This is a genomic window from Photobacterium sanguinicancri (assembly GCF_024346675.1).
Classification (GTDB): Bacteria; Pseudomonadota; Gammaproteobacteria; order Enterobacterales; family Vibrionaceae; genus Photobacterium; species Photobacterium sanguinicancri.
This window is the reverse complement of record NZ_AP024851.1, coordinates 1,097,596-1,119,307: the sequence shown is the minus strand read 5'-3', so window position 1 is coordinate 1,119,307 and position 21,712 is coordinate 1,097,596. Positions and strand designations below refer to the sequence as shown.

General features: G+C 41.8%; 20 protein-coding genes. 8 read left to right on the top strand and 12 right to left on the bottom strand.

The features are described from left to right. Positions 1 to 20: 20 nt before the first annotated feature. The 7 genes from OCU87_RS22010 to OCU87_RS21980 are packed head-to-tail and all read right to left on the bottom strand — an operon-like array spanning position 21 to position 9,051. Positions 21 to 1,202, bottom strand: a complete 1,182-nt coding sequence (locus OCU87_RS22010) for a glycosyltransferase family 4 protein (protein WP_261858499.1) — start codon at positions 1,200 to 1,202, stop codon at positions 21 to 23. Between the two features lie 14 nt (positions 1,203 to 1,216). Next, positions 1,217 to 3,112: an XrtA/PEP-CTERM system amidotransferase gene (locus OCU87_RS22005; RefSeq protein WP_261858498.1), complete on the bottom strand. Its 1,896-nt coding sequence runs from the start codon at positions 3,110 to 3,112 to the stop codon at positions 1,217 to 1,219. 36 nt (positions 3,113 to 3,148) lie between these two features. Further along, positions 3,149 to 4,558, bottom strand: coding sequence for an exosortase A (gene xrtA, locus OCU87_RS22000; RefSeq protein ID WP_261858497.1), 1,410 nt, complete (start codon positions 4,556 to 4,558; stop codon positions 3,149 to 3,151). Beyond that, positions 4,551 to 5,765: a TIGR03087 family PEP-CTERM/XrtA system glycosyltransferase gene (locus tag OCU87_RS21995; protein WP_261858496.1), complete on the bottom strand. Its 1,215-nt coding sequence runs from the start codon at positions 5,763 to 5,765 to the stop codon at positions 4,551 to 4,553. Before OCU87_RS21995 ends, xrtA begins: the two co-directional genes overlap by 8 nt. Before the next feature lie 5 nt (positions 5,766 to 5,770). Continuing rightward, positions 5,771 to 6,811 carry a FemAB family XrtA/PEP-CTERM system-associated protein gene (locus tag OCU87_RS21990; protein WP_062687612.1) on the bottom strand — a complete coding sequence of 347 codons (1,041 nt, stop codon included), beginning with the start codon at positions 6,809 to 6,811 and terminating at the stop codon, positions 5,771 to 5,773. Next, positions 6,747 to 7,679, bottom strand: a complete 933-nt coding sequence (locus OCU87_RS21985) for an XrtA system polysaccharide deacetylase (RefSeq protein ID WP_261858495.1) — start codon at positions 7,677 to 7,679, stop codon at positions 6,747 to 6,749. The genes OCU87_RS21990 and OCU87_RS21985 overlap by 65 nt, the downstream gene beginning before the upstream one ends. 37 nt (positions 7,680 to 7,716) lie before the next feature. Then, complete coding sequence (locus OCU87_RS21980) at positions 7,717 to 9,051, bottom strand: TIGR03013 family XrtA/PEP-CTERM system glycosyltransferase (protein WP_261858494.1); 1,335 nt, start codon at positions 9,049 to 9,051, stop codon at positions 7,717 to 7,719. A 308-nt stretch (positions 9,052 to 9,359) separates the two neighbouring features. Between OCU87_RS21980 and OCU87_RS21975 the strand changes: the two genes are divergently transcribed. The 8 genes from OCU87_RS21975 to OCU87_RS21940 all read left to right on the top strand — a co-directional run bounded on the left by OCU87_RS21975 (position 9,360) and on the right by OCU87_RS21940 (position 17,425). Then, positions 9,360 to 10,007, top strand: a complete 648-nt coding sequence (locus OCU87_RS21975) for an XrtA/PEP-CTERM system exopolysaccharide export protein (protein WP_205049182.1) — start codon at positions 9,360 to 9,362, stop codon at positions 10,005 to 10,007. A gap of 17 nt (positions 10,008 to 10,024) precedes the next feature. Beyond that, complete coding sequence (locus tag OCU87_RS21970; RefSeq protein WP_094956506.1) at positions 10,025 to 11,572, top strand: XrtA system polysaccharide chain length determinant; 1,548 nt, start codon at positions 10,025 to 10,027, stop codon at positions 11,570 to 11,572. Next, the gene (locus OCU87_RS21965) at positions 11,569 to 12,510 is read left to right on the top strand and encodes an XrtA-associated tyrosine autokinase (protein WP_261858493.1); all 942 of its coding nucleotides are present in this window, start codon (positions 11,569 to 11,571) and stop codon (positions 12,508 to 12,510) included. Before OCU87_RS21970 ends, OCU87_RS21965 begins: the two co-directional genes overlap by 4 nt. Then, positions 12,479 to 13,939, top strand: a complete 1,461-nt coding sequence (locus OCU87_RS21960; protein WP_162267725.1) for a TIGR03016 family PEP-CTERM system-associated outer membrane protein — start codon at positions 12,479 to 12,481, stop codon at positions 13,937 to 13,939. Before OCU87_RS21965 ends, OCU87_RS21960 begins: the two co-directional genes overlap by 32 nt. A gap of 2 nt (positions 13,940 to 13,941) precedes the next feature. Beyond that, complete coding sequence (locus tag OCU87_RS21955) at positions 13,942 to 15,120, top strand: XrtA/PEP-CTERM system-associated ATPase (RefSeq protein ID WP_083540739.1); 1,179 nt, start codon at positions 13,942 to 13,944, stop codon at positions 15,118 to 15,120. 163 nt (positions 15,121 to 15,283) lie between these two features. Further along, positions 15,284 to 15,856, top strand: a complete 573-nt coding sequence (locus OCU87_RS21950; protein WP_062687618.1) for a nucleoside triphosphate pyrophosphohydrolase family protein — start codon at positions 15,284 to 15,286, stop codon at positions 15,854 to 15,856. Between the two features lie 40 nt (positions 15,857 to 15,896). Beyond that, a complete protein-coding gene (locus OCU87_RS21945; protein ID WP_261858492.1) occupies positions 15,897 to 16,712 on the top strand; it encodes an alpha/beta fold hydrolase in 816 nt (271 codons plus the stop codon). Between the two features lie 206 nt (positions 16,713 to 16,918). Next, a complete protein-coding gene (locus tag OCU87_RS21940) occupies positions 16,919 to 17,425 on the top strand; it encodes a ComEA family DNA-binding protein (RefSeq protein ID WP_261858491.1) in 507 nt (168 codons plus the stop codon). A 98-nt stretch (positions 17,426 to 17,523) separates the two neighbouring features. On the opposite strand, the gene OCU87_RS21935 is transcribed toward OCU87_RS21940, so the two are convergent. From OCU87_RS21935 to OCU87_RS21915, 5 genes are all read right to left on the bottom strand, one after another. Then, the gene (locus OCU87_RS21935; RefSeq protein ID WP_062687620.1) at positions 17,524 to 18,138 is read right to left on the bottom strand and encodes a porin family protein; all 615 of its coding nucleotides are present in this window, start codon (positions 18,136 to 18,138) and stop codon (positions 17,524 to 17,526) included. 279 nt (positions 18,139 to 18,417) lie between these two features. Then, positions 18,418 to 19,545 carry a nucleotidyltransferase domain-containing protein gene (locus OCU87_RS21930; RefSeq protein WP_261858490.1) on the bottom strand — a complete coding sequence of 376 codons (1,128 nt, stop codon included), beginning with the start codon at positions 19,543 to 19,545 and terminating at the stop codon, positions 18,418 to 18,420. Further along, positions 19,475 to 20,443, bottom strand: coding sequence for an HprK-related kinase A (locus OCU87_RS21925; protein WP_261858489.1), 969 nt, complete (start codon positions 20,441 to 20,443; stop codon positions 19,475 to 19,477). The genes OCU87_RS21930 and OCU87_RS21925 overlap by 71 nt, the downstream gene beginning before the upstream one ends. Before the next feature lie 2 nt (positions 20,444 to 20,445). Then, positions 20,446 to 20,781 (bottom strand): hypothetical protein, encoded by a 336-nt coding sequence (locus OCU87_RS21920; protein ID WP_261858488.1) that lies wholly within the window; start codon positions 20,779 to 20,781, stop codon positions 20,446 to 20,448. 29 nt (positions 20,782 to 20,810) lie between these two features. Continuing rightward, the gene (locus OCU87_RS21915) at positions 20,811 to 21,623 is read right to left on the bottom strand and encodes a hypothetical protein (protein WP_261858487.1); all 813 of its coding nucleotides are present in this window, start codon (positions 21,621 to 21,623) and stop codon (positions 20,811 to 20,813) included. Positions 21,624 to 21,712 lie beyond the last annotated feature (89 nt).

Sequence of the window (21,712 nt, the reverse complement as noted above, 5' to 3'; positions counted from 1 at the left end):
TTCACTAATTCACTAATTCACTAATTCACTAATTCACTAAATAGTGCATATTGCTTGTCAGATGTACTCTGCCAGTCAAATTGTTCTGCATACTTGCGGGTATCTAATCGTGTGAATGTTTTATGGCTGAGCTGGTTGATTGCTTTGGCAATTTGCTGTGGCTCTCTGTCGACTAATACCCCAGCATGGGGATGTTGTACAACTTCGGGTGAACCCCAAATTTTGGTGGCAACCACAGGGGTGCCACAGGCCATCGCTTCTAATAATACGTTAGCCCAACCTTCTCGGCTGGAAGCTAAAACTAATATATCGGCAGCACCATAGTATTTACACAGCATAGGCTGCGGTTGTTGTCCCAAAAAGCGAACACGCCCCTCTAGTCCAAGTGATGTAACCAGTTGCTTGAGCTTTTTATCTTCAGGGCCGTTGCCAGCAATCAATAAAATCGCGTTTGGTACATCATTGATAGCACGGATCACATGATGATGCCCTTTACGTTCAATCAGCCAGCCAACTGAAATCACAATAGTTTTATCAGCGGGTAGATCTAATTCTTCACGAAGTTGCTGTTGTTTATCTTCATTGCTGAATTGAAACAGATCCAAATCGACTCCGTTACGGAGTGTGCTCACTTTTTGTGGCTCAGCACCAAGTGAGAGCATTTCTTGGCGCAGTGCTTCACACACTGCCATGTTGTGATTACTGTCTTGAAGCACTTGTTGGATTTGCCGTTTAGGCTTACTAAATTGTGGAATAAGGTTAATGTCAGTCCCGCGAGCCGTCACTGTATAAGGGATGTTAAAACGTTTGGCGACTTGGTTGATAGCAACGCCATCGGGATAGAAATAGTGGCCATCGATAGCATCAAACGTCAGCCCTTGATCAAGAAGGGCCTGAATTTGCTTTTCTATACTATGAGCAAGGGTGACAGGTGTTAATGTCATGCCTATTTTGGGTATGACAAGATAGCGAGGGTGATACACCTCAAACCCATTGCGCTGTTCATGCTGTGGTGTGTTGGCATATAGGCTGTACTGGCCAAAGTAAGCGGACTTGAACGGGAACCATGGCACAGGTGCGATAACCGTAATGTTCACGTCGGGGTAATGTTTTTTTAAATGCTTTAGCCTTGTCTCAACAAATACGCCATGTTTAGGATCCATGCTATTTGGGAACAGTGTCGAAATCGTTAATATATTCATACTGAGACTGTTTCCTATTGCTTCATCATGAATTGAGAGAACATCAGTAAACACCACAATGACGCGCCATGATCGCGATACCCCTCGCTGTGTTCTTGTAGCATTTTTTTAAGGTGGTCGACATTGAAGTAGCCACTGTCCAGCATATTGGTAGACAAAACAGAATCGTGTAGCGTTTGCTTAAGGGATGTCCTAAACCATTGGCTAATCGGCATGGAGAATCCCATTTTAGGTCGATACAAAATGTCTTGGTTAATATAGGGTTCTAAGGCTTTTTTGAACGCATACTTTCCTTGCACTCCTTTGCCTTGCACGCTCTGGATATTGTCTTGACTACGAACGCTATAAGCCCACTCGATAAACTCATGGTCCAATAAAGGTGCACGGACTTCTAGCGAGTTAGCCATACTGGCGCGGTCAACTTTAGTCAGAATATCGCCGACTAACCACGTTTTTATATCTAAGTATTGAATGAGCTTGAGGGGATCATCAGTTGGGGCATTATTGGCATGTTGTGTTAATTGATCGATACCGTTATAGCCATTCAACTGCTGGCGATATTGGGCACTAAATAATTGTTCGCGTTCGTCCACACGCAGCTTAGAGATAGAGCTGGCATATGCTTCTACTTGGTTTAATGCCAACGATTGAAACGTTGTTTTGGCGCGTAATGGGCGTGGTGCCCAATCAGCCTTGGGATAAAGCCTGCCGAGTGAGCCAAATATGGTTTTACGGAAACGGGAAGGGATTGCTTGGCGGACTCTTTGCTCTGCTAAATGCATGCGATGGCGGCGATATCCACCGAATATCTCATCACCACCGTCACCTGATAGTGCAACTTTAACCGACTTTCTGGCGAGCTGACACACTCTGTATGTAGGCAATGCAGAACTGTCGGCAAACGGTTCATCGTAAATATCATTGAGTTGCTTAATTAAGCTGACATCATCAGCATCCACAATGTGAGCGATATGATTGGTACTGTATTGGTTCGCGATTTGAAGGGCATATTCACTTTCATCAAAATCAGCTTCATTGAAGCCAATAGCACAGGTGTTTACAGGGTTATTTTGTAAGCGAGCCATCATAGAGACAATGGCGCTAGAGTCGACACCACCAGAAAGAAATGCCCCTAATGGTACATCTGCCATTAAACGTATTTTTACTGCGTCTTCTAACCGTTCAATCAATGCCCCTTGGGTTTGCTCCCAACTTAAATAATTTTCAGGCGCTGAAAGATCCCAATAGGGGGATGTTCTTAATTGCTCTCCGGGTGTTAGCAGCATGGTATGGCCAGCTTCAAGTTTATAGATATGCTGGTAAGCCGTGTAGGGATCTGGGATATAACCATACATGAAGAAATCTTCTGCCATTTCAGGTCGTAACGCATGGCTCACTTCTGGGTGTTCAAGCAGTACTTTTAATTCAGATGCAAAAACAAGTTGCCCTTGGGCTGTTTGGCTGTAAAACAGAGGCTTCTTGCCCAAACGATCACGAGCAATAAATAATTGACGACGGTTAGTATCCCAAATGGCAAAGGTAAACATACCGCGAAAACGCGTTACCGCTTTTTCTCCCCATTCTTCCCATGCGTGCACAATGACCTCGGTGTCACTGTATGTACTAAAGACATGACCCGCTTGTGTTAGCTCAGCAACTAAGGATTGAAAGTTATAAATCTCCCCATTGAAAACGACTGCGATACTACCATCTTCATTGAATAGCGGCTGATGACCGCCTGATAAATCGATGATAGACAAACGACGGTGCGCCAAGCCAATGTAACTGTCAAAATAGTAACCCTCATCATCTGGACCGCGATGGCTTTGGCGACGATTAATGGTTTTAAGTAGCTCTGGCTGTAATGGGGCGGTTCGATAAAGATTGAAAATCCCCGCAATTCCACACATAGATAATCCTTTTATGGTGAGCGTCCGTCATCATGACTACTGCCATTGTTTTGCTAATTCTCGTATTGTTTTCTCGCTAAGGGTTGTACTGGCAACCGCGAGTACTTCTGCGGTTGCATTTTGTCCTGTAATTAAGTGTGTCGCTTGTGCCCACTTGATATCAATGGGCTTGCTTGAGCAAAAGTCATCGACACAGTACCAGTAGATGATTTTCATCTGTGTACCAGTATCATTTAAAACAAGGACTTCGGTGGCATCGAGATCTGGAGTTAACTGAATAACCTGTGAAGCCACTTCCCTCCAGTGTTTCTTATTAAATAATTGATTGTTTTGATTGATAATTTCGCCTTCATCTTGGCGAAGACTGAATATCGCATTGAAGTACTCAACACTGCCATCTTGACTCTGACCTAAGACGTGTTGTTGAGCGTGTTGAAACTGAATTCCCCATTGTGATTGACTGATAGGCGCGACATTGTTTGGCATCAGTTTTGCGGGTTTCGCGACGATATCGTTAGTTTTAAAGGATTGTTCCCATAACCCTAAGCTTAGTAAAACCATGGTTAAACAACCGATAACTTTCAGACTTTTATCTGTTTTCTCGGCAGAGACATTATAAAAGGCAAAGTCCGCGTTTTTCGCAGGAGGATCGGCAAAGATATTGGCAGTGAAAAAGATAACCAAAATAACAATACTGAAAAATACCCAACCATATACGAGGTGATCAGCGCCTGTTGCGTGCTCCATATCGCTGAGGTAACCAATAGTGATAATGCCAAAAGCCCTGAGTCCATTGGCAACAATAGGGAAGATAAAAGAAAAGCCTGTGAAAAGGATTCGTTTCCACCAATGGTTGAATTGCAAGTAGGCAAAAAGCGTTCCCAAGGCAATGCTCGAAATAAGAAAGCGTATACCAGAACATGCTTCAGCAACGTGAAATTGGCCATTAGGAATCGTGAGGTAAAGGCCTTCACGGTATACCGGAATATTAACAATATTTAAGAAGAAAACGGAAAGATCAGCTGTGATAATCTGAAGTGCCGGTACCAGCTCTTCGCCAAAAGGCGCCGCAAAAATCAAAAATAGGATAGGGAACCAAAGTAGCTTTGCCATTGGGGTGCCAATGACTGCCCATATGATGAGTTGCAAACTTACTACACTGGCTACGTGCTGAAATAAAGATATATCGGCTGCGCGCCCAAGAAGCCACAACATTGCAGGAAAAATGAGTAAGAAAAGAGGGATCCAACTAGAGGTGTAAGGTACTTTCCGAATATCTTGTCGTTTTTGCCATACGAGCCATAATGAAATAGGAACAATCAAAAAGCAGTGTTCATAGGTTTTTGATTGCATCCATACCCCGCCCATTGTTTGTAGAGAGCCTGAAAAAACAAGCCCCCATGCGGCCAAAGGAAGCATTAAGCGTAATATGATAGAGTTATTCATGGCTCTCTCCTAAATAGCTTAATAAGGGCGTGAGTTTGGCCTCCCAGCTAAAATTGGCTTCAAGCCATTGACGGGATTCCGTTGCGGTAAGAGCTGGATTCTCTAATTTTTCAATAATCCAAGCTGTGATTTCTTCAGGGGAATCCTCGACAGAAAGGTATTGCGTAGGGTAGTTTTCAAGCCCTTCCATGCCAATGGTGGATGAGAGAACAGGCTTCGCCATCGCCATTGCTTCTAATATCTTATTTTGAATTCCACGTGCCATCCTCATTGGTGCGATGGCGCCTTTTGCGTGTTGCATATATGGGCGAATATCTTCAACTCTGCCCGTTACCACAACCCCTTTTTCCTGCGCTAAATTGAGTACCGATTTAGGCGGGGCTGAACCGACGATATAAAAATAACTCTCTGGTTGCGCGGCAAGCACACTTGGCCATACATTTTCGACAAACCACAAAACAGCATCAATATTGGGGCGGTAGTCCATAGCGCCAGTGAAAACGATGTAGTTTTGTGAATCTAATGCGTAGGGCTCTGATAGCACAGAGGGTTGCTCGGGCGAAAAGTAAGCGCAATCGAGACCATTTTCAAGAATTTGAATTTTTGGTTTGGTCTGTTTATCGACCATGGTTTTAAATTGGTCAGCTTCAGTTTCTGAAATAAAACAGCTGATATCAAAGTTATTAGCAACGTTTATCTCAAAATGCTCTAGCGTCGTATGTTCACGTTGATAAACATAGCGCATGATGCCCGTTGCTTGATGTGCATACTGGCGCCATTTATCGGAATCAATATCTGCAAAATGAATCACTTTATGGATCGAAGTGGGCGGATTAAGTAGGTACTGCGCCATACAGCCTGAATAGACGAAGGCCTTTTCGATACCATGGGTGGTTATAACCTGATTAACCCAGTTTTGCATTTTTTGATGCGAGTAGTAAGGCACTGTGATTGGATCACCCGTTAAAAAAGCGCGTAAGCCTTTAACCTTTGCTATGGAAGGATTCAGTGGAATGAATAGGGTCTCTTTACACAGTTTTTTTACATCATCGACATAGCGCTGATCAAACTGATCATCAATAAAACAACCAAGATAAACATCGAAATGGCGACTTAAAAATTTAAGTACGTTGCACGTTGTTATCTTATCGCCTTTATTGGGCGGGAAAGGAATGCGGTGGCATAGGTATAACAATGGCTCTTTCATAGTGTTCACCCTAAATACTTCGATAACATTGGCCCTAATTGGCGACTAATGCCGAGTGGCAGTTTTTGCCATGCTTGGATGAAAAAACGATACTTTGGATTGTTTGGCGATAAGTTAGGGAGAGATTTTGCGTTAACAAGGGCAATGCGATAGTGCAATGGTTTTTCGTCCATTCCCCAGTGACGTTTATATTGATAAGCGCCAGAGTCAATTTTGCTACGACCAAAATCAAAAGCGTCAGCCCCTTTTTTCTGGGCTTCACACATGAGCTGGTAGTACATAAAGTCATTACTTTTTAGCTGTCTGGCTTGTGTTGTACCGCCGCCATAATAGGGAAGGACTTGTTTTTTGTAGTAAAAACTTAAAACGCTCGAAACAGGGACATTGTTGCTATCCCTAATAACGAGCGTTTCACAACGTTCGCCAAAAGTTTGTTTTAATTCACTAAAAAGCGCTTTGTTAAAAACAGGTGTACCCAAATTTCGGACTGATTCAGCATATACTTGATAACAAAGTTCAGGGTTATTTGTTAGATCTGCGTGTAAGCTGTTTTTATTAGATTGGCGAATAACAGCGCGTTGTTTACGTTTAACCGTCGAGAGGATGGCATCAGGGTTAGCTTCGAGCGCACATGAGAACGTTGCGTGATGACAATGTGGCTGCCAAGGTTCTTCACTTTCTTTATTCTCTTTGTCCCTTAGCTCAATGTAATCAACATTGAGTGAACATCCTAGTTCATAAGCTGCTTTTTCTAATGCTTTTCTAACATCATCATCATCGGCAATAACACCGCCGTAAACGCAAAAAGGGGTCGAGACTAGCGCATGACCAAACAATCGACTTTTTTGCTCAAAAAGCGGCAATATGCCGACAAGCTGATCATCATTTTCCGCTAATAAATAGTGATGACGATGACCAAAAACTTTACTGATAACATGTTGCCACCCCGTTAGATGAAAAAAGCTACCGTCGTCATGGTTATCAACGTAATTGTCCCAAGCTGGAAAGTCGTTGTCTGCTATCTTCCTGATTGCTAGATTTTTCATCGCTTACTAATCCATGTAATTGATAGGTGTTGTACATTGTGTCCCACTGGAAATCGCGGAGGAGCCGATGAAGACGGGCTTCCATACGATTCAAGTTCAAGTAGTGCCGTACGCGAGATTTTATTGAAATACCGTGCATTTGTGGTTGCATAGGGTCAATTTCCCACGGATGGAAATAAAAACTGAAAGGCTGTTGAGTTTGTTGCCTGAAACGCTCTATGAAATAGCGACTTAAAGCATATGGGTACAGTCGAAAATATCCACCACCACCAATGGGTACATTTCGATTTAGTACATTGAGTGTTGGAATTGGAATTTCGATAATCCCTTCTTGGCGTTGATGCTTAAATCGAGGCCACTCTGGTGTGCCGTAAATATCGTGTTTAACAGGATAAGTGCTGCTAGTGTAGCTAAAGCCCGCTTGTTGTAATTCTTCAAAAGCCCAAGTGTTATCTAGCCCAATTGAAAAGCTGGGTGCACGGTAGCCATGAACGCGCATACCAGATTGATCTTCGAGTAGCTGCTTACTGCGACATATATCTTGTTTGAATGTTTCTCGCGTTTGTTTGTTCGCATGCTGGTGGGCAAAACCATGGCTCGCTAACTCATGCCCACCTGCAACAATTGCTCGTGCTAAATTGGGGCAGGCTTCTGCGACCCAACCTAAGACAAAAAACGTGGCTTTTACATCATGCTGATCAAGGATGTTAAGAATGCGATGAGTATTCTTTTCAACACGTAACGGGTATTTATTGCCCCAATCCTCCCGTTTTACAACAGATGAAAATGCTTCAACATGAAAGTAATCTTCTACATCAATGGTTAAAGCATTGGTTGTTGGGAGAATGTTATTTGTGAATCCATTCATGGCAAGCCCTCTAGAATAAGCGATGGAATATCAAGAACTAACGTCCTTTACCAAACAGCACTATTTCAGAAGTGCGCACGAGTATCAGTAAATCAAGGATAAAGCTACGATGTTTTATGTAATAAAGGTCAAACTTTAGTTTTTCAATGGCATCTTCCTTGCCACAGCCATAGGGATACTTTAGTTGAGCCCAGCCTGTTAAGCCGGGCTTAACATTATGGCGATGGTTGTAATATGGAATAGACTCTTCGAATTGTTCTGAAAAATGAGGGCGTTCAGGGCGAGGGCCAACAAAACACATATCACCTCGAAAAACATTAAAAAGTTGGGGTAGCTCGTCTATGCGATATTTACGAAGGTAGTGGCCAACTCTGGTTATGCGAGGGTCTGCTTTTTCTGCCCATTTTATGCCATCTTTTTCCGCGTCTAAGGACATGCTTCTAAATTTATAGATTTTGAATGGTTTCCCTTTCAAACCAATACGTTGCTGGGAATATAAAATGGGCGATGAAATACCGTCTTCTAACTTTATAAATAAAATAGCGAATAAAATAAGCGGCCAACAAAAGAGTAAAATTAAAACAGCGACTGAACTATTAAATAACCAATTCAATGTTTTAGCAATAAATGAGGCCGGTTTTTTGTCGTTATATATAACCCAAGATGGATAAATGTGTGTAACGGCAATTTGTCCGGTTTCTCTTTCAATAAAATCAATGATATCTGTGATTAATACACCTTCAATTTTACAGTTGAATAAACTATCGACAGGAAGGTTTCCTCGTCGCTCATCAGCGGCAATGACAATTTCTTCAATTTTATGTTTACTGACAAACTCGTTTAACGGGCAATCTAGCTCGAATTTCGTGCCTTTGGGTGTATGTTGGCTACTGTCACCTTCAATTTTTACATAGCCGTAAAGATCAACATGAACACGGTCTGCTTTACGGCGCATACATTTTTCAATCAAACTTGCACGTTCACCTGCACCGATCACCAACACTCTCACTTGCCCTATTTTTTCGTAATTATTTGAGATGGCGACAAAGCGAGATGCCATTAACCCAATGAAAGTAAGAAAGAAAATTAACTCTCGGCTAAGTCCTGGCAAGTAAGGAATGGGAAGGATGAAATAAAAACCACTAGCAAGAACATAAGCGAGAATAAGAGCAACAATTAATCGGACAGCGATCCCATTGAAGTTTTCTCGTAATTTTTCGTTATATAAACCAACGGCAAGTAATGCAACCTGGAGAGGAAGGGTATATAAGATCAAGTGAATAAAAAAAGTAGCATCGCCATAATTAGGAAGTGATATTGCCGAAAAGTAGCCAATTCCGACCAAACTTAAAGTAAAAATAGAGAATAACACCAAAATATCAGCAAATATAAGAGTGGCATTGCTTAAATTTAAGTCGTGAAATCGAGAGTGCGACATAGATATCCTTACCTATAAAACGTAACTTTAAAATTCAACTAATAAGCAGCGCGTAATATTTTCTTATCATCACCTACCTAATTGATTATTGACGACTATAAAAAATCTGCAAAATAAAAAAATCATATATAGTTAAATAAGTTCAATGGAAAAATGACATCTTCTAAACCATAGTAATAAGTGCACCCTAGTTATTTGTTTATTAGGGTTTTTGGACGAAACAGAGCAGGATGGATGCTGTTATGAAGAAAAAAGGTTGTTCGCTTACTGTTCCCAGTACGATTGCATGCGCAACAGTATTGTTCCTTGGAGGTTGCTCATCTAACGACTTACCCACGTTACCCTCAACAACACCTCAAGCGTCGCTTACTCAAAATATTAACCAGTACAAATATTTGATTGGTCCTGGTGACTCTTTGAATATTTTTGTATGGGGTAACCCTGAAATCTCGGGTACGTTTTCTGTACGCCCTGATGGCATGTTATCTACATCCTTAGTTGATGATGTTCCTGCGTCAGGTCGAACCCCAACTGACTTAGCTCGTAGCCTAGAAATGCGCTTAGCTGAATATGTGCGAGATCCTATTGTTACCGTTATCGTGCAAGGTTTTGTTGGCCCTTATAGCGAACAAGTGCGTGTCATCGGTGAGGCTTCAAAGCCGAAAGCGATTAATTATCGTGAAAATATGACATTGCTAGATGTCATGGTGGAAGTGGGCGGCTTAACGGAATATGCCGACGGAAATGATGCGCGTTTGATCCGTGTTGTTGACGGACAGCAGCGCCAGTACGGTTTGAACATGGGTGATTTACTTCGTGATGGTCAAATCCGTGCCAATGTAGACATTCTTCCTGGCGATATCATTATTATTCCGGAAGCTTGGTTCTAATCAGGGAAGGGAAGCAGATGCAAGAACAGCTTGATATTCTGATTCAGTATGCTCGCGGTGTGTGGTTAAAACGCCGTTATGCAATTATTGCGGCCTGGGTGATATGTCCTCTTGGTTGGTTATTTGTCACCATGATGCCTAATCAGTACACCGCCAATGCACGTGTGTATGCTGACACTCGATCTATTTTACAACCCTTATTACGTGGTTTAACCATCGAAACGGATCCTTCTCAAGAAGTGGCGTTAATGGTTAAAACCCTTTTAAGTCGCTCAAATTTAGAGACCATCGCACGAGACACTGACGCTGATATTCGAGCGACAAATAACGAAGAATACGAAGAGATCTTGGAAGATCTTAAATCAAATATCAAGATCCGTTCTGCAGGGCGTGAAAACTTATTTACCATCAGTTACTCCGGCGATGATCCTCGTTATGTACGCGATGTTGTTCAATCTGCCCTTAACGTGTTTGTTGAAAATGCATTAGGTGAGAAACGTCAAGATACTGATCAGGCGAGCCAGTTTATCGCAAAGCAGATAGAGGATTACGAAACACGCTTATTAAAAGCGGAAACAGGCTTAGCTTTGTTTAAACAGCAAAATGCTGGTTATATGCCGGGTTCAGAACAAAATTACTACAACCGTTTAGAGCAGTTAGAGTCTGAATTAGAAGCAACTCAGCTCAAATTGCGCGAAGTGAAAACGCAGTTAGTCACAGCGCGTTCTCAGCTCAGCAGCGAACGTTCTTTAGCGTCAAAAAACTATACGGGTATTCGAACTGAATATGACGAACGATTAGAAGCCCTAGAAACAAGGTTAGATGCACTGCTGTTCCGATTCACGGAAAAGCACCCAGATGTAAAAGAGACACGCCGTCAAATCGCGGACCTGAAAGACCTTAAGTCAGCCTCACAACAAACAGCGTCTGTAGCGGGGGGCCGAGGTGATAATCTCTTCAATGACCTGAAGTTGATTATTCGTCAGCTGGAAAATGAGGAAGCATCGTTAAAAGTACGGGCATCCAGTTTTAGTGAAAAAGTCGTTTTTTTACGTGAAAGACTGGCTAAATTACCGCAAGTAGAAGCTAAGTTGACGAACTTAATGCGAAGCTATGACATTACGAAGAATAAGTATGAAGAACTTTTGTCTCGTCGAGAGTCTGCGCTTATTTCGCAAAGTGTAGGGGCCGCATCGGATGATATTAAGTTTCGGGTGATTGACCCACCACGTGTACCAACAGAACCATCAGGGCCAGTAAGACCATTATTGTTGAGCATGGTGCTGATTGTTGGGCTGGGAGCTGGAACAGGGATGTCTTTCCTTAGTAGCCAAGTTTCTCCGGTTGTTACTTCAGCTAATCAATTGTATCAAGTCACCAATTTACCTGTATTTGGCGCGGTATCAGCTACTGAGCAATCAGGGTTAACGAAAACCAATAAGCGTAAAGTCTTTATCTTTGGTGCCGTTCTTGTTGGGTTAATCACTATATTCATCGGCTTTATGTTAATGAACCTGATTCCATCAGTTCATGGACGTATTCTGTCGTTAATGGAGTTGTTATGAGTACCATTGAAAAAGCGATGGGGAAGCATCGCCAGTCAACAGCAAAGCCGAATTCCATTACCGCGGCAATGAATGCAAAAAAAGGGGCTCAGACTAAAGTTGCCATACCGTCAGAGACGGACAATGTTTCTGCTTCTGCTGACTCGTATGCTGCGGAGAAGTTGCTAACGGCAAAAGAGTCAGTAGTTCATCAACCCATTGCTATTGATACGGAAAGGTTAAAAAACATGGGTATGGTTATGCATACCGATGAGGCTGTTAACGTTAAAATTAACAATGAGTTTCGTTCTATCAAACAAAAGCTGTTAGATAATGCATTTGGTAGCGGCGCGGCTTTTCACAAAAACGGCAACCTAGTGATGGTTTCAAGTGCTTTACCGGATGAGGGTAAAACGTTCTCTGCTGTTAACTTAGCGCTTAGCTTAGCATCTGAAAAAGATAAGACAGTATTACTGGTTGATGCTGATGTTATTAAGCCAAGTGTTAACCACACCTTAGATATTGAAGATAAGCCGGGTTTAATTGATTTTCTGGTCGGTAATGTTTCTCAGTTATCAGACATTATATATCCCACCTCAATTCCGAATCTAAAGTTGATGCCTGCTGGGGCGTTTCACCATTTAAATAACGAACTACTCGCAAGTAGTAAAATGGAAATCTTGGCCAAAGAATTAGCATCAAGATATAGCGATCGTGTAGTTGTGTTTGATTGCCCACCATTACTTGGGGTCGTTGAAACAGTCACCCTATCTAAGTTATTGGGGCAGGCCGTGATTGTTGTAGAACAGGACAAAACCAAAATTGCTGATGTAAAAGCGGCGGTATCGCAGTTGAACAAGGACATGGCAATTGGTTTTATTATGAATAAAGCCGTACGCGGAGCGTATAGTCAATACGGATATGGATATGGCTATGACTCGAAAGCGAAGAAATCCTAGTATATATGTTATTGGTGTTGCGTCATTTGTTTCGATGAGTGGTTACAGCGCTGATGTTACTTTCACGCCAAGTGTTGATGTTGGTCTGGTTTTTACAGATAACGTTGACCGTGAACCTGATAAAACAGCAAGCTTTATCACGACGATAGGTGCAGGTTTAAAAGCCGACATTCTTGCTACAGAAGGTTACTTAAATTTTGATTATCAAATTAGGCAGCTTTTATACAGCGACAGTAGCGACCGTGATGATCTGTACAACGATTTAGACTTTGTGGCTGAAAAGGGCATAGCGCATAGTGGCTTTTTTGTTGATGCCAATGCCAGTATTCAGAATGTGGCTAAATCGCTCGATGACGACGCTGCTGCAGATATTTTCTCAGGAAATACAGTAGAAAATCAACGTGGTGAAATTGGTTTTGGATTCAGAAGTAATCCTCTAAGCCAAATAGATCTAGAAAGCCGAGTCTTCACTCGGGTAAGTCGCAGTGGCGATAGAATCGGTGACTACAATGGCTATGGTGCGTCGGTAAGTTTTGCGAACGGCCAAAGTATCAAAGACGTTTTTTGGCAAATTGATGCGTCGTATGATTATAAAAAAGGCCGTGAAGATGAAATAGGCGATACGCGCTATACCGCATTGAGCGAGACCCTTGGTTTGCAAACTATTTATGGTTTCTCGCCATTGATGCGTTTGAATTATGAGAACCTCGAAGGCTCGAGTGATTTGAATAGCCGAAAAACGGTCAGTTGGGGGCCGGGCGTGCGTTATTTTTGGCATAAACGTTCTTATGCCGAGCTAAGTTATAACTTCTCTGAAGATGATGTTAATCCCGATTTTTGGGCGGGCTCACTTAACTTTAACCCTACACCGAGAACACGATTGTACCTAGAATACGGTAAGCGATTTTTTGGTGATGCTTACGAGTTTTTATTCAGCCACCGTAATCGCCGTGTCACCAATACTGTTAGTTATACAGAAGAGCCAGTGAGTTTTGATCGGACAAATTTTACTGTCGGGGATAGGCCTGAAGATATTACTCTGGTTCGGTTATTAGACTGGACATCTACGCTAGATTTACGACGTTCACAATACAGCTTCTCTCTTTTTGGTCGCCAAGAAGAAGCGTTAACTGTTTTTTCTGAAAATCAGGACGAGCGTTCATATGGTACAAGAATCAGTGGAAATCATAATTTAACCCGCCGATTTAAAATTAACGGTGCTTATGAATACGCCACCTACGATTTTGATCGCTTAGATGGCTCTAATCAGAATGATGATTACCATACCTTTGATATCGGCGCTGTTTATCAGCACCTTAAGAAGCTAACTTCCTCATTTGGCTATAGATATAGCACCCGACAGTCTTCATCCTCTATTTATGAATATGATGAAAACCGATTCTATTATGACTTAAAAATGAGCTTTTAATTATGTATGAATCGCATTTTGGCTTAACTGATAAGCCCTTTAAGTTGAGCCCGGATCCTCGTTTCTTCTTTGCGAGCCCTCACCATGATAAAGCCGTGTCGTATTTACAGTACGGTTTATCTCAGGGGGAAGGTTTTATTGTTATTACAGGTCCTATTGGAACCGGAAAAACAACGCTTGCTCGGAATTTATTATCGCTGATTGATGACTCTATCGTGGCAGTCCAAATTGCGACGACGCGTTTAACCCCTGATGAATTGGTACGTTTAGTTGCCGCCAAGTTTAACTTAGACGTCGAAGGTTTGAACAAAGCGGATATATTGAAAAAGTTAGAAATGTATCTGTTACAGCTTCATAGTCAGGGGAAAAGAGCCTTATTGATTGTCGATGAAGCTCAAAATTTGCCAGCTGAAACAGTAGAAGAGTTACGAATGTTGTCGAACTTTCAGCTTGATGATCAGCCTTTGATTCAAAGTTTTCTGCTGGGGCAAGAAGAACTTAAAGGGATTATCGAACTGCCAGAAATGGAACAATTCAGGCAACGCATTATTGCCTCGTGTCATTTGCAACCGTTTAACGAAGAACAAACTCGTGATTATATTAAACATCGATTGGTACAAGTGGGGTGGGATGGTCACCCTCAGCTTAATGATGACATCTTTGAAAAAATTGCTACGTATACAGCAGGAATACCACGGAAGATAAACATCTTTGCTGACCGCCTGTTTCTTTATGCTTTCATGGCAGATCTAACCGTGATTACGCTCGATGATATCGCGCAAGTGATAGAAGAGATGGGGGGAGAGTTATCAGGCTCGTTATCCACCTCGACAGTATTAGCTACAGCATCTGATTGTAATTCCGCAGAGAGTCACCATGATCAAAATACGGTTGAGAATAGTGGCCAGGATAGTAAGCAGGCAGCAGTATTTAAAACGTTAGATGAAGTTTCCACTGTACTCGATAACGTTATTCAACGGAAAATTAGCACGATCCGTCAATTAGATAAAATGATCCGCCAAAAAAGAAAACTGTTATCAGAAGATGCTGGCGATGGTAGCCACACTCAGGACGGTAATGTGAATACAAGCGAACGTGTGCTTGCTGAAATTGATGAAGAGGTCAACTCGCCATTGAAGCAAAAACATTGGTTTAAGGCATTAATGAAAACACATTCATAGTATTCGGCTTGTTAACCATCCTCCTTTGTTGATATTAACCTCATGAATAAAATGAGGTTTTATATCTTCCTTCTTTGTTTTTGTATCTCGTCTTCGTTTGCTTTACTATTCATTACTTCACACGTATGAAGCTTTTTAGAAAGACGTCTTATAGGAACAAAACATGAACCTTTCACTGCTAGATCAAACTCTTTTTGACCACTTATACCGTGATATCACTGAATTTCGTGCAACGTTTGATCTGGATATTGATTCGCCAGCGACATTGGATGATAAAGCTGACCAATTGCATACATCGCTAGCAATTGAAGAAATGACCGAGCTTGCAGAAGCGACATCATTGGATGAGCAAGCTGACGCCATTGTTGATACTGTTTATGTGCTTATGGGACGACTAGTACATTTGGGCCATGCGAAAGTAGAAGACAATATTGGTATTAGCTATCTTATTGACTTGCTGCTTAACATTGCCAGCCGTCGTAATATCAATTTTGTTATTTGCTGGGATGAAGTGCATTCAAGCAACATGAGCAAAGTTTGTCGAGATATGGCTGAGTTTGAAGACACTAAACAGTTTTATGCTAAATCTGGCGTAGAAATTGCGGCGAGCGAGAAAGGTAACTTTATTATTGCTAAATGTGCCAAAGACGTCGAGCTTGAAGGTAAGCTTATTCGTCAAGGTAAAGTATTAAAATCAGTTTATTATCGTCCTGCTGATTTAGCGAAATTAGTTTAGCGTTATCGGTTTATCTTCCCCTAAGAATAGAGAGCATGGAATGAAAACATTTACTATCAACGGCAGCACAATGCAGTATGTTGATCAGGGAGAAGGGCCCGTCCTTTTGATGGGGCATAGCTATTTGTGGGATCACGCTATGTGGGCGCCACAAATTGAAGCTTTAAGCCAAAAGTACCGTTGCATTGTGCCAGACTTATGGGCGCACGGTGGGTCTGATGCGGCGCCAGTACAAACGGTCACGCTGCAAGACTATGCGCAAGATCTTCTAGCCTTAATGGATCACCTTGAAATCGATACATTTTCGATAATTGGGCTGTCTGTTGGTGGTATGTGGGGGACGGACTTAACTGCATTAGCACCACAGCGTGTGACATCCTTGGTATTAATGGATACTTTTGTTGGCTTTGAACCTGAAGTTACGCATGCGAAGTACTTTGGTATGCTTGATGCCATCACGGCTGCTCAGGCTGTGCCTGAACCAATTCTTGATGTTGTTGTTCCTATGTTTTTTGCAAATAACGCAGAAACGGACTCTCCAGAGCTAGTTGCTCATTTCCGTGAACACCTTTCAAGTCTAACAGGGCAGCGCGCTGTCGATGTTGCGACGATCGGGCGAAAAGTCTTTGGTCGCCGTGATGCCTTCGATGATCTTGAGACATTTACAGTACCGACTATGATCATGGTCGGTGCAGAAGATAAACCGCGTACGCCATTAGAATCACAGCTCATGCATGACACAGTTAAGGGCAGTAGTTACTTTGTGATCCCGAAAGCCGGACATATTAGTAATTTAGAACAACCCGAGCTTGTAACAGAGAAGCTAGAGCAGTTTTTAGCAACAGTTTATGATTAGTAGCACCCAGTCTGCCATTTGATGTATTTAAAGGCCTGAATAACAGTGTTATTCAGGCCTTTTCTTTACCTGTAACTTTTGCTTAGGCTGTGATTCAAACATGAGACAAAAAGAAAATGGTCTCCCCCTTTTCATATATTGGGCTTAACTAGATATAGGGGCATGTATTAGAAGCGTTATTTGCTTATTTACAAAGGAGACTGGAGATGAAGCAGTTATTTTTAATTTTTGCATTGGCAGTATTACCATTATCTGTTTATGCAGCCACTGCAGATAAAGAACTGAAAGCGCAAATTGAAAAATGTGAAAGTAAATATAAATCGGATAAAACAAAGAAAACAGACTGCATTAAAAAAGTTAAAAAATCGGCAAAAAATACCGATAAAGCTTCAGCTAATAAAGCGAAGATAGATAAAAAATCAGAGAGTGCGAAATCTGACCTGAGCAAAGCAGATAAATCGAAATCAGATAAAGTCAAAGCGGCCACTGCATCGTCTGTAACAACCAAAAAAGCGCTTAAAGCCGTGAATGTTAATAGTGCATCGGCTAAGCAGCTAGCGGAGTCATTACCAGGTGTAGGGGATAAAAAAGCGCAGGCAATCGTCGATTATCGTAAGAAAAATGGTAAGTTCAAATCAGCCGCAGATCTTGAGAAGGTGCCAGGACTTGGTCAGAAAAGTGTTGCAGGTATGAAGAAGTATTTGAAGTTTTAGTCTGATGATTTATATGGCAGAAAAATAAAAGCGGCTTCGTTAATACGAAGCCGCTTTTGAGTATATGGATAACTACAAGTAAAGCGTGTTAACTGAAATTAGAACTTGTACTTGATGCCAACGTTGAAGCCAGTTGTGTCGTACTTAGCTTTACTTTCAAGATCGCCTTTCACTAGAACGATATCTTGTTTACCAGAACCAAACATGCCGTATTCTGCTGTCATTGCAATGTTTTGTGTGAAGTTCACTTCAACACCTGCTGCGTACTGAAGGCTTACTTTATCAAATTTGATGTCACCAATTGATTGGTCAGCTAGTTTTGCTTCTAGTTTGTATGGTGAAGAACCGAAACCAACAAGTGCGTATAGGCTAAACATGTCGTTAAGCGGTAGTTTACCTTTACCAAATACAGCGTAAGACGTAGTTGGTTTGCCTTCTAATGAAGCAATCATTCTTGAGCTAGACTCAGAAGAAGCAGGAATACCAATGCGGCCTTCAACTGCAACGTATTCATTGAAGTCATAACCAGCAATTAGGTTTACAGTTGATGCGTTGTATTTACCGCCGAATAGAGCGTCAGCCTCTTTAACTTCTGGCTTTAGGTTGAAATCAGCCATTTGGAAGTTAGCGCCAACGTAAACGCCTTCGTTTGCTTGAACTGCTGTTGCTGAAAGTGCTAGAGCGATTGCTGCTACAGAAAGAACCTTTTTCATTATCTGACCTTTATGTGTTTAGGTGTTTGGTTTTGCGTTGAATCATACTGGCTTGACGTCGAATGTCAAAATAAAAATCACTGTTTGATTGTGATTTTATGTCACATAACCTTGGATAAGTAACGTGATTAGTATTCTTGCTTGAGATGTGTTTGCTTTTTTTGTGTTTTACTTCAGTTGTTTATCTTTATTTTCTTCTGTGGAGAGGTTGCGAAGATAATGAGCGGATATGCTTTTTGGGGATTAAAAAAGTAAATATAAAGACTAGGAATGTGGTTCCTAGTCAAACATTGTCTCTTCTTTTTTCTCGGGTAACAGTTTTAAAAGCGATTTTTTTATAAGGTGAGGGATTAATTTATAAATTGGCAGGCGTTTAAAGTGACCGCGAAGATAGAGCGTTGATATAGCCCTATGGTGACCCGAGTGGTGATGAAGTGGATACATAGATGTGAATACATAATGAAAAGAGGGCTCAGTTAGCATAAGTGTCAACATGTTCGGTTTGTATTGTTGGTAATGTGCTTTGATATGAGCAGGGATTTTTGTCTGGTAAATAGCCTCACTAAAATGCAGAGCGTAAAAGGTGCTATCAGTATTGCCGAGTTGCGCTTGCAAGGTAACTAACTGTGACCAAAAGGCATCGTCTGTTCCAAAGTGTTTAATGAGAAGGTGAATATCGAATAGGTCACGGATCCCTTTGTGGTATTCGCTCTCGTGAAATAAGTGGATTGCACTATGTAGCAACAGTGCTGCAGGGGTGAGGGTATAAGCATTTTCGTCACTGTCTAACCGCTGGGTTTGCTTTAGCAAAAAAGCAGAGGCTGGTGACTGGCTGAGCCGCTTAGGCAAAATATTGAAATGGACATCTAGTTCTGTCTGACGAGAAAAGTGTCTAAGCGGTGGGATTTCTTGTGACCATTCACGGTAGAATTTTTCATCGTAGTCGGTGAGCGTTTTATGTGTCCAGCCGTGATCACCAAGCGCGGTTTCGATTTTCTTTAGTTGGTCTTCTGGTACTAATATATCAATGTCGTTCATTAAACGGCCGTAGAAAACGGGCAGCTCAAGCATTTGATAGGCCGCTCCTTTTAAATATACCCAAGAACAAGATAGTTCAGATAGAGCCTCTTTTATAGCAGCGTGCTCGATGTCTAACTGGCGTTTTTGGTTCTTAAAGGAATATTCTGCGGATTGGATGTGTTGTTTGACGCGAAGTGGTAATTGGTACCAAATATTGGCGTCTTCACATACATACTTTAACTGAGCGAGCATATTAAAGTAGCGAGCTTCTGCAATCACTTGTGCTTGTATACGAGGTGAGGCGTGAATCAACTTTTCAGGTGATGTGAGCACATTCACTAGAGGCAGTGTTTCCACTTTGTTGCCTTGGGATACTGCTTCTTTCATCCAGGTACTCCTTGATAACAGACTCACACTCTTGAAAGTTATGATATTCAATAAAGAGGGCTTTAGTTTTGTTCACTAGTGCTTTTGCTGTTTGAAAGCCTTGCTGGTTGAGTAAACCAAAATTGAAACTGTTCTGAATTATCTCAGTAAGCGCGTGGCTTTGTGTCACTCGCTCGGCGTAACAAGATTCAGAAGGGTCATAATTGACAAACACTAGCAGTTTCGGGTCTGCAACGAGTGGTAATTGCTCAGTATAAGTAGACCGTGCTTTTACTAAGCTGATTTTGCCCTTATGCGTATCTTGAATAATAGGGCTAAAAGCAGATTTTGGATAATAATTACGCATTAAATCAACAGATTGATTTTTTAAGTTCATGGGCCTACCTAGCCCATGTAATTGTAGTGTTTCAGGATCGATGAGAGCGAGTTCGTCAGAGAGTAATCGCCACCCTTTTGCGGCGAGGTACGCGCAGAGTGTACTTTTACCTGAGCCTGAAGGGGCGGAAATGATAATACCGTTACCGTCTTTTTCTAAGGTTGCTGCATGGATAATTAAATACTGATGTGCGTAACTGGAAATAACCCAGTTCATTCCCCATTCCAACATGGCATTGGCTTGATTAAGAGGAAGGGGCTTGAAAGGTTGATGGTGATTAAAGGTGAATGTAGCCTGCTGTCGAAACCAGCGCCTTATGCCTTTCCCAAAACCAATCTGAATTTCAAAATCAATGAAAGTGTTGTCATTACAATCAATTAAATTATGAGCATAATGGCTTTCGATATAGCGTTGTACACTCGGTACTGGGCTAGAAATCGACATGATAAAAGGGCCTGTCACAACAGTATAATGTTTGTTTATTGCGGGTATGATTTTTTTTAAACGATCTAGAATCGGCATAGCTACTCCTCGCTTAATGCGGAAAAGCTGGAGCATGGGCGTGTTAATTCAGGTGATACGCTATTTAGTGGCAGCAAAACCCGTATGTGAAGCAGCTTTTCAATAATAATGCGCTGATCATCGCTTAACGCTAAGTTCGCCGTAGATAAGGTGGCATGATTTGTTAAATCAGCTTCTATCGCTTTGATGTAGTCAAGTATTGAGCATTCACATAGCAGGGTTTCGGATGTCGCAGGGCTGAAAATCACCCCATTCTTACCATCAGTGAATGTACATTCATTGGTAGTAAACTTGGGGTGAAACCTCACCTTGTTTGTAAGCTGCCTTGCTTCTGTCATAGCATTCCTTGCTATTGTTCAGTTGATTGTTATGTCCAGCGTTTCAAATCCCGCACTAACTGAGTAAAAGGGTGATAGATGCTGGCGAGATTTTTCTTCGGTTCATTACCTTTATTTAATTCGTCCATTATCAGGTTAGCGCTCGTCATTATGGTTTGTATTACCGATGTCTCCACTTGCTCTGGGTAATAGCCATAGCTGATTAAACTGGGTGAAAAGTAGCTATTTAAATACGCAGTCACGACCGTGTTATGAAAACGAGGCGGTTCAAGGATGATGATAAAATCTTCTTTTTGCTTGCCTTTCTCTCGTGACGTCGGTTTGAATGAGAGTGCGATTTTATATTTAGAGTTTTGTGCGTTTCGTAGTGTCTGTTTAAACTTTGGATTGCTGCATTTACGAAAAGAAACTTTAAACATCCAACCTTTGGTTGGAGAATAACGCCATTGATTTAAAGGGCGCAAAAACTTGCCATTGAAGGGGGAGTTACCATTGATCCCACCACTTTTTAGTGACTGACGAAGCGGGTATTGCGGGGAATCTCGGCGAGAATTGAGAATGTCTTCCCATTCACGAGGCGCAAGTGGTTCTGTTACACAGTTTTGGGGGTTAGACGCATTACCTGACATCATGATACTGCAGTTTTGTTCTCCCATCCCACTCGCCCAAGCTGTTGGACTTTTAAGTGATAACAGCACAGGTGATACAGCCGCAGATGTTCGGAGAAACCGACGGCGTGAGAATCGTGAGGCTTCTTCTTCTGAAGAGACTGCATGAAGGTTTGTCGCTGACTCTTTGTGGTTAGCATCGGTGTTACTGTTAGTTTGATGCTCATTATCCATAACATCCCCCAATCGTCCGCTTGAGCGGTCTGAGTTAAGTGTTGAACTCAAAATAACAATAGTTGTAATTGATATTTTTTGTTATTAAC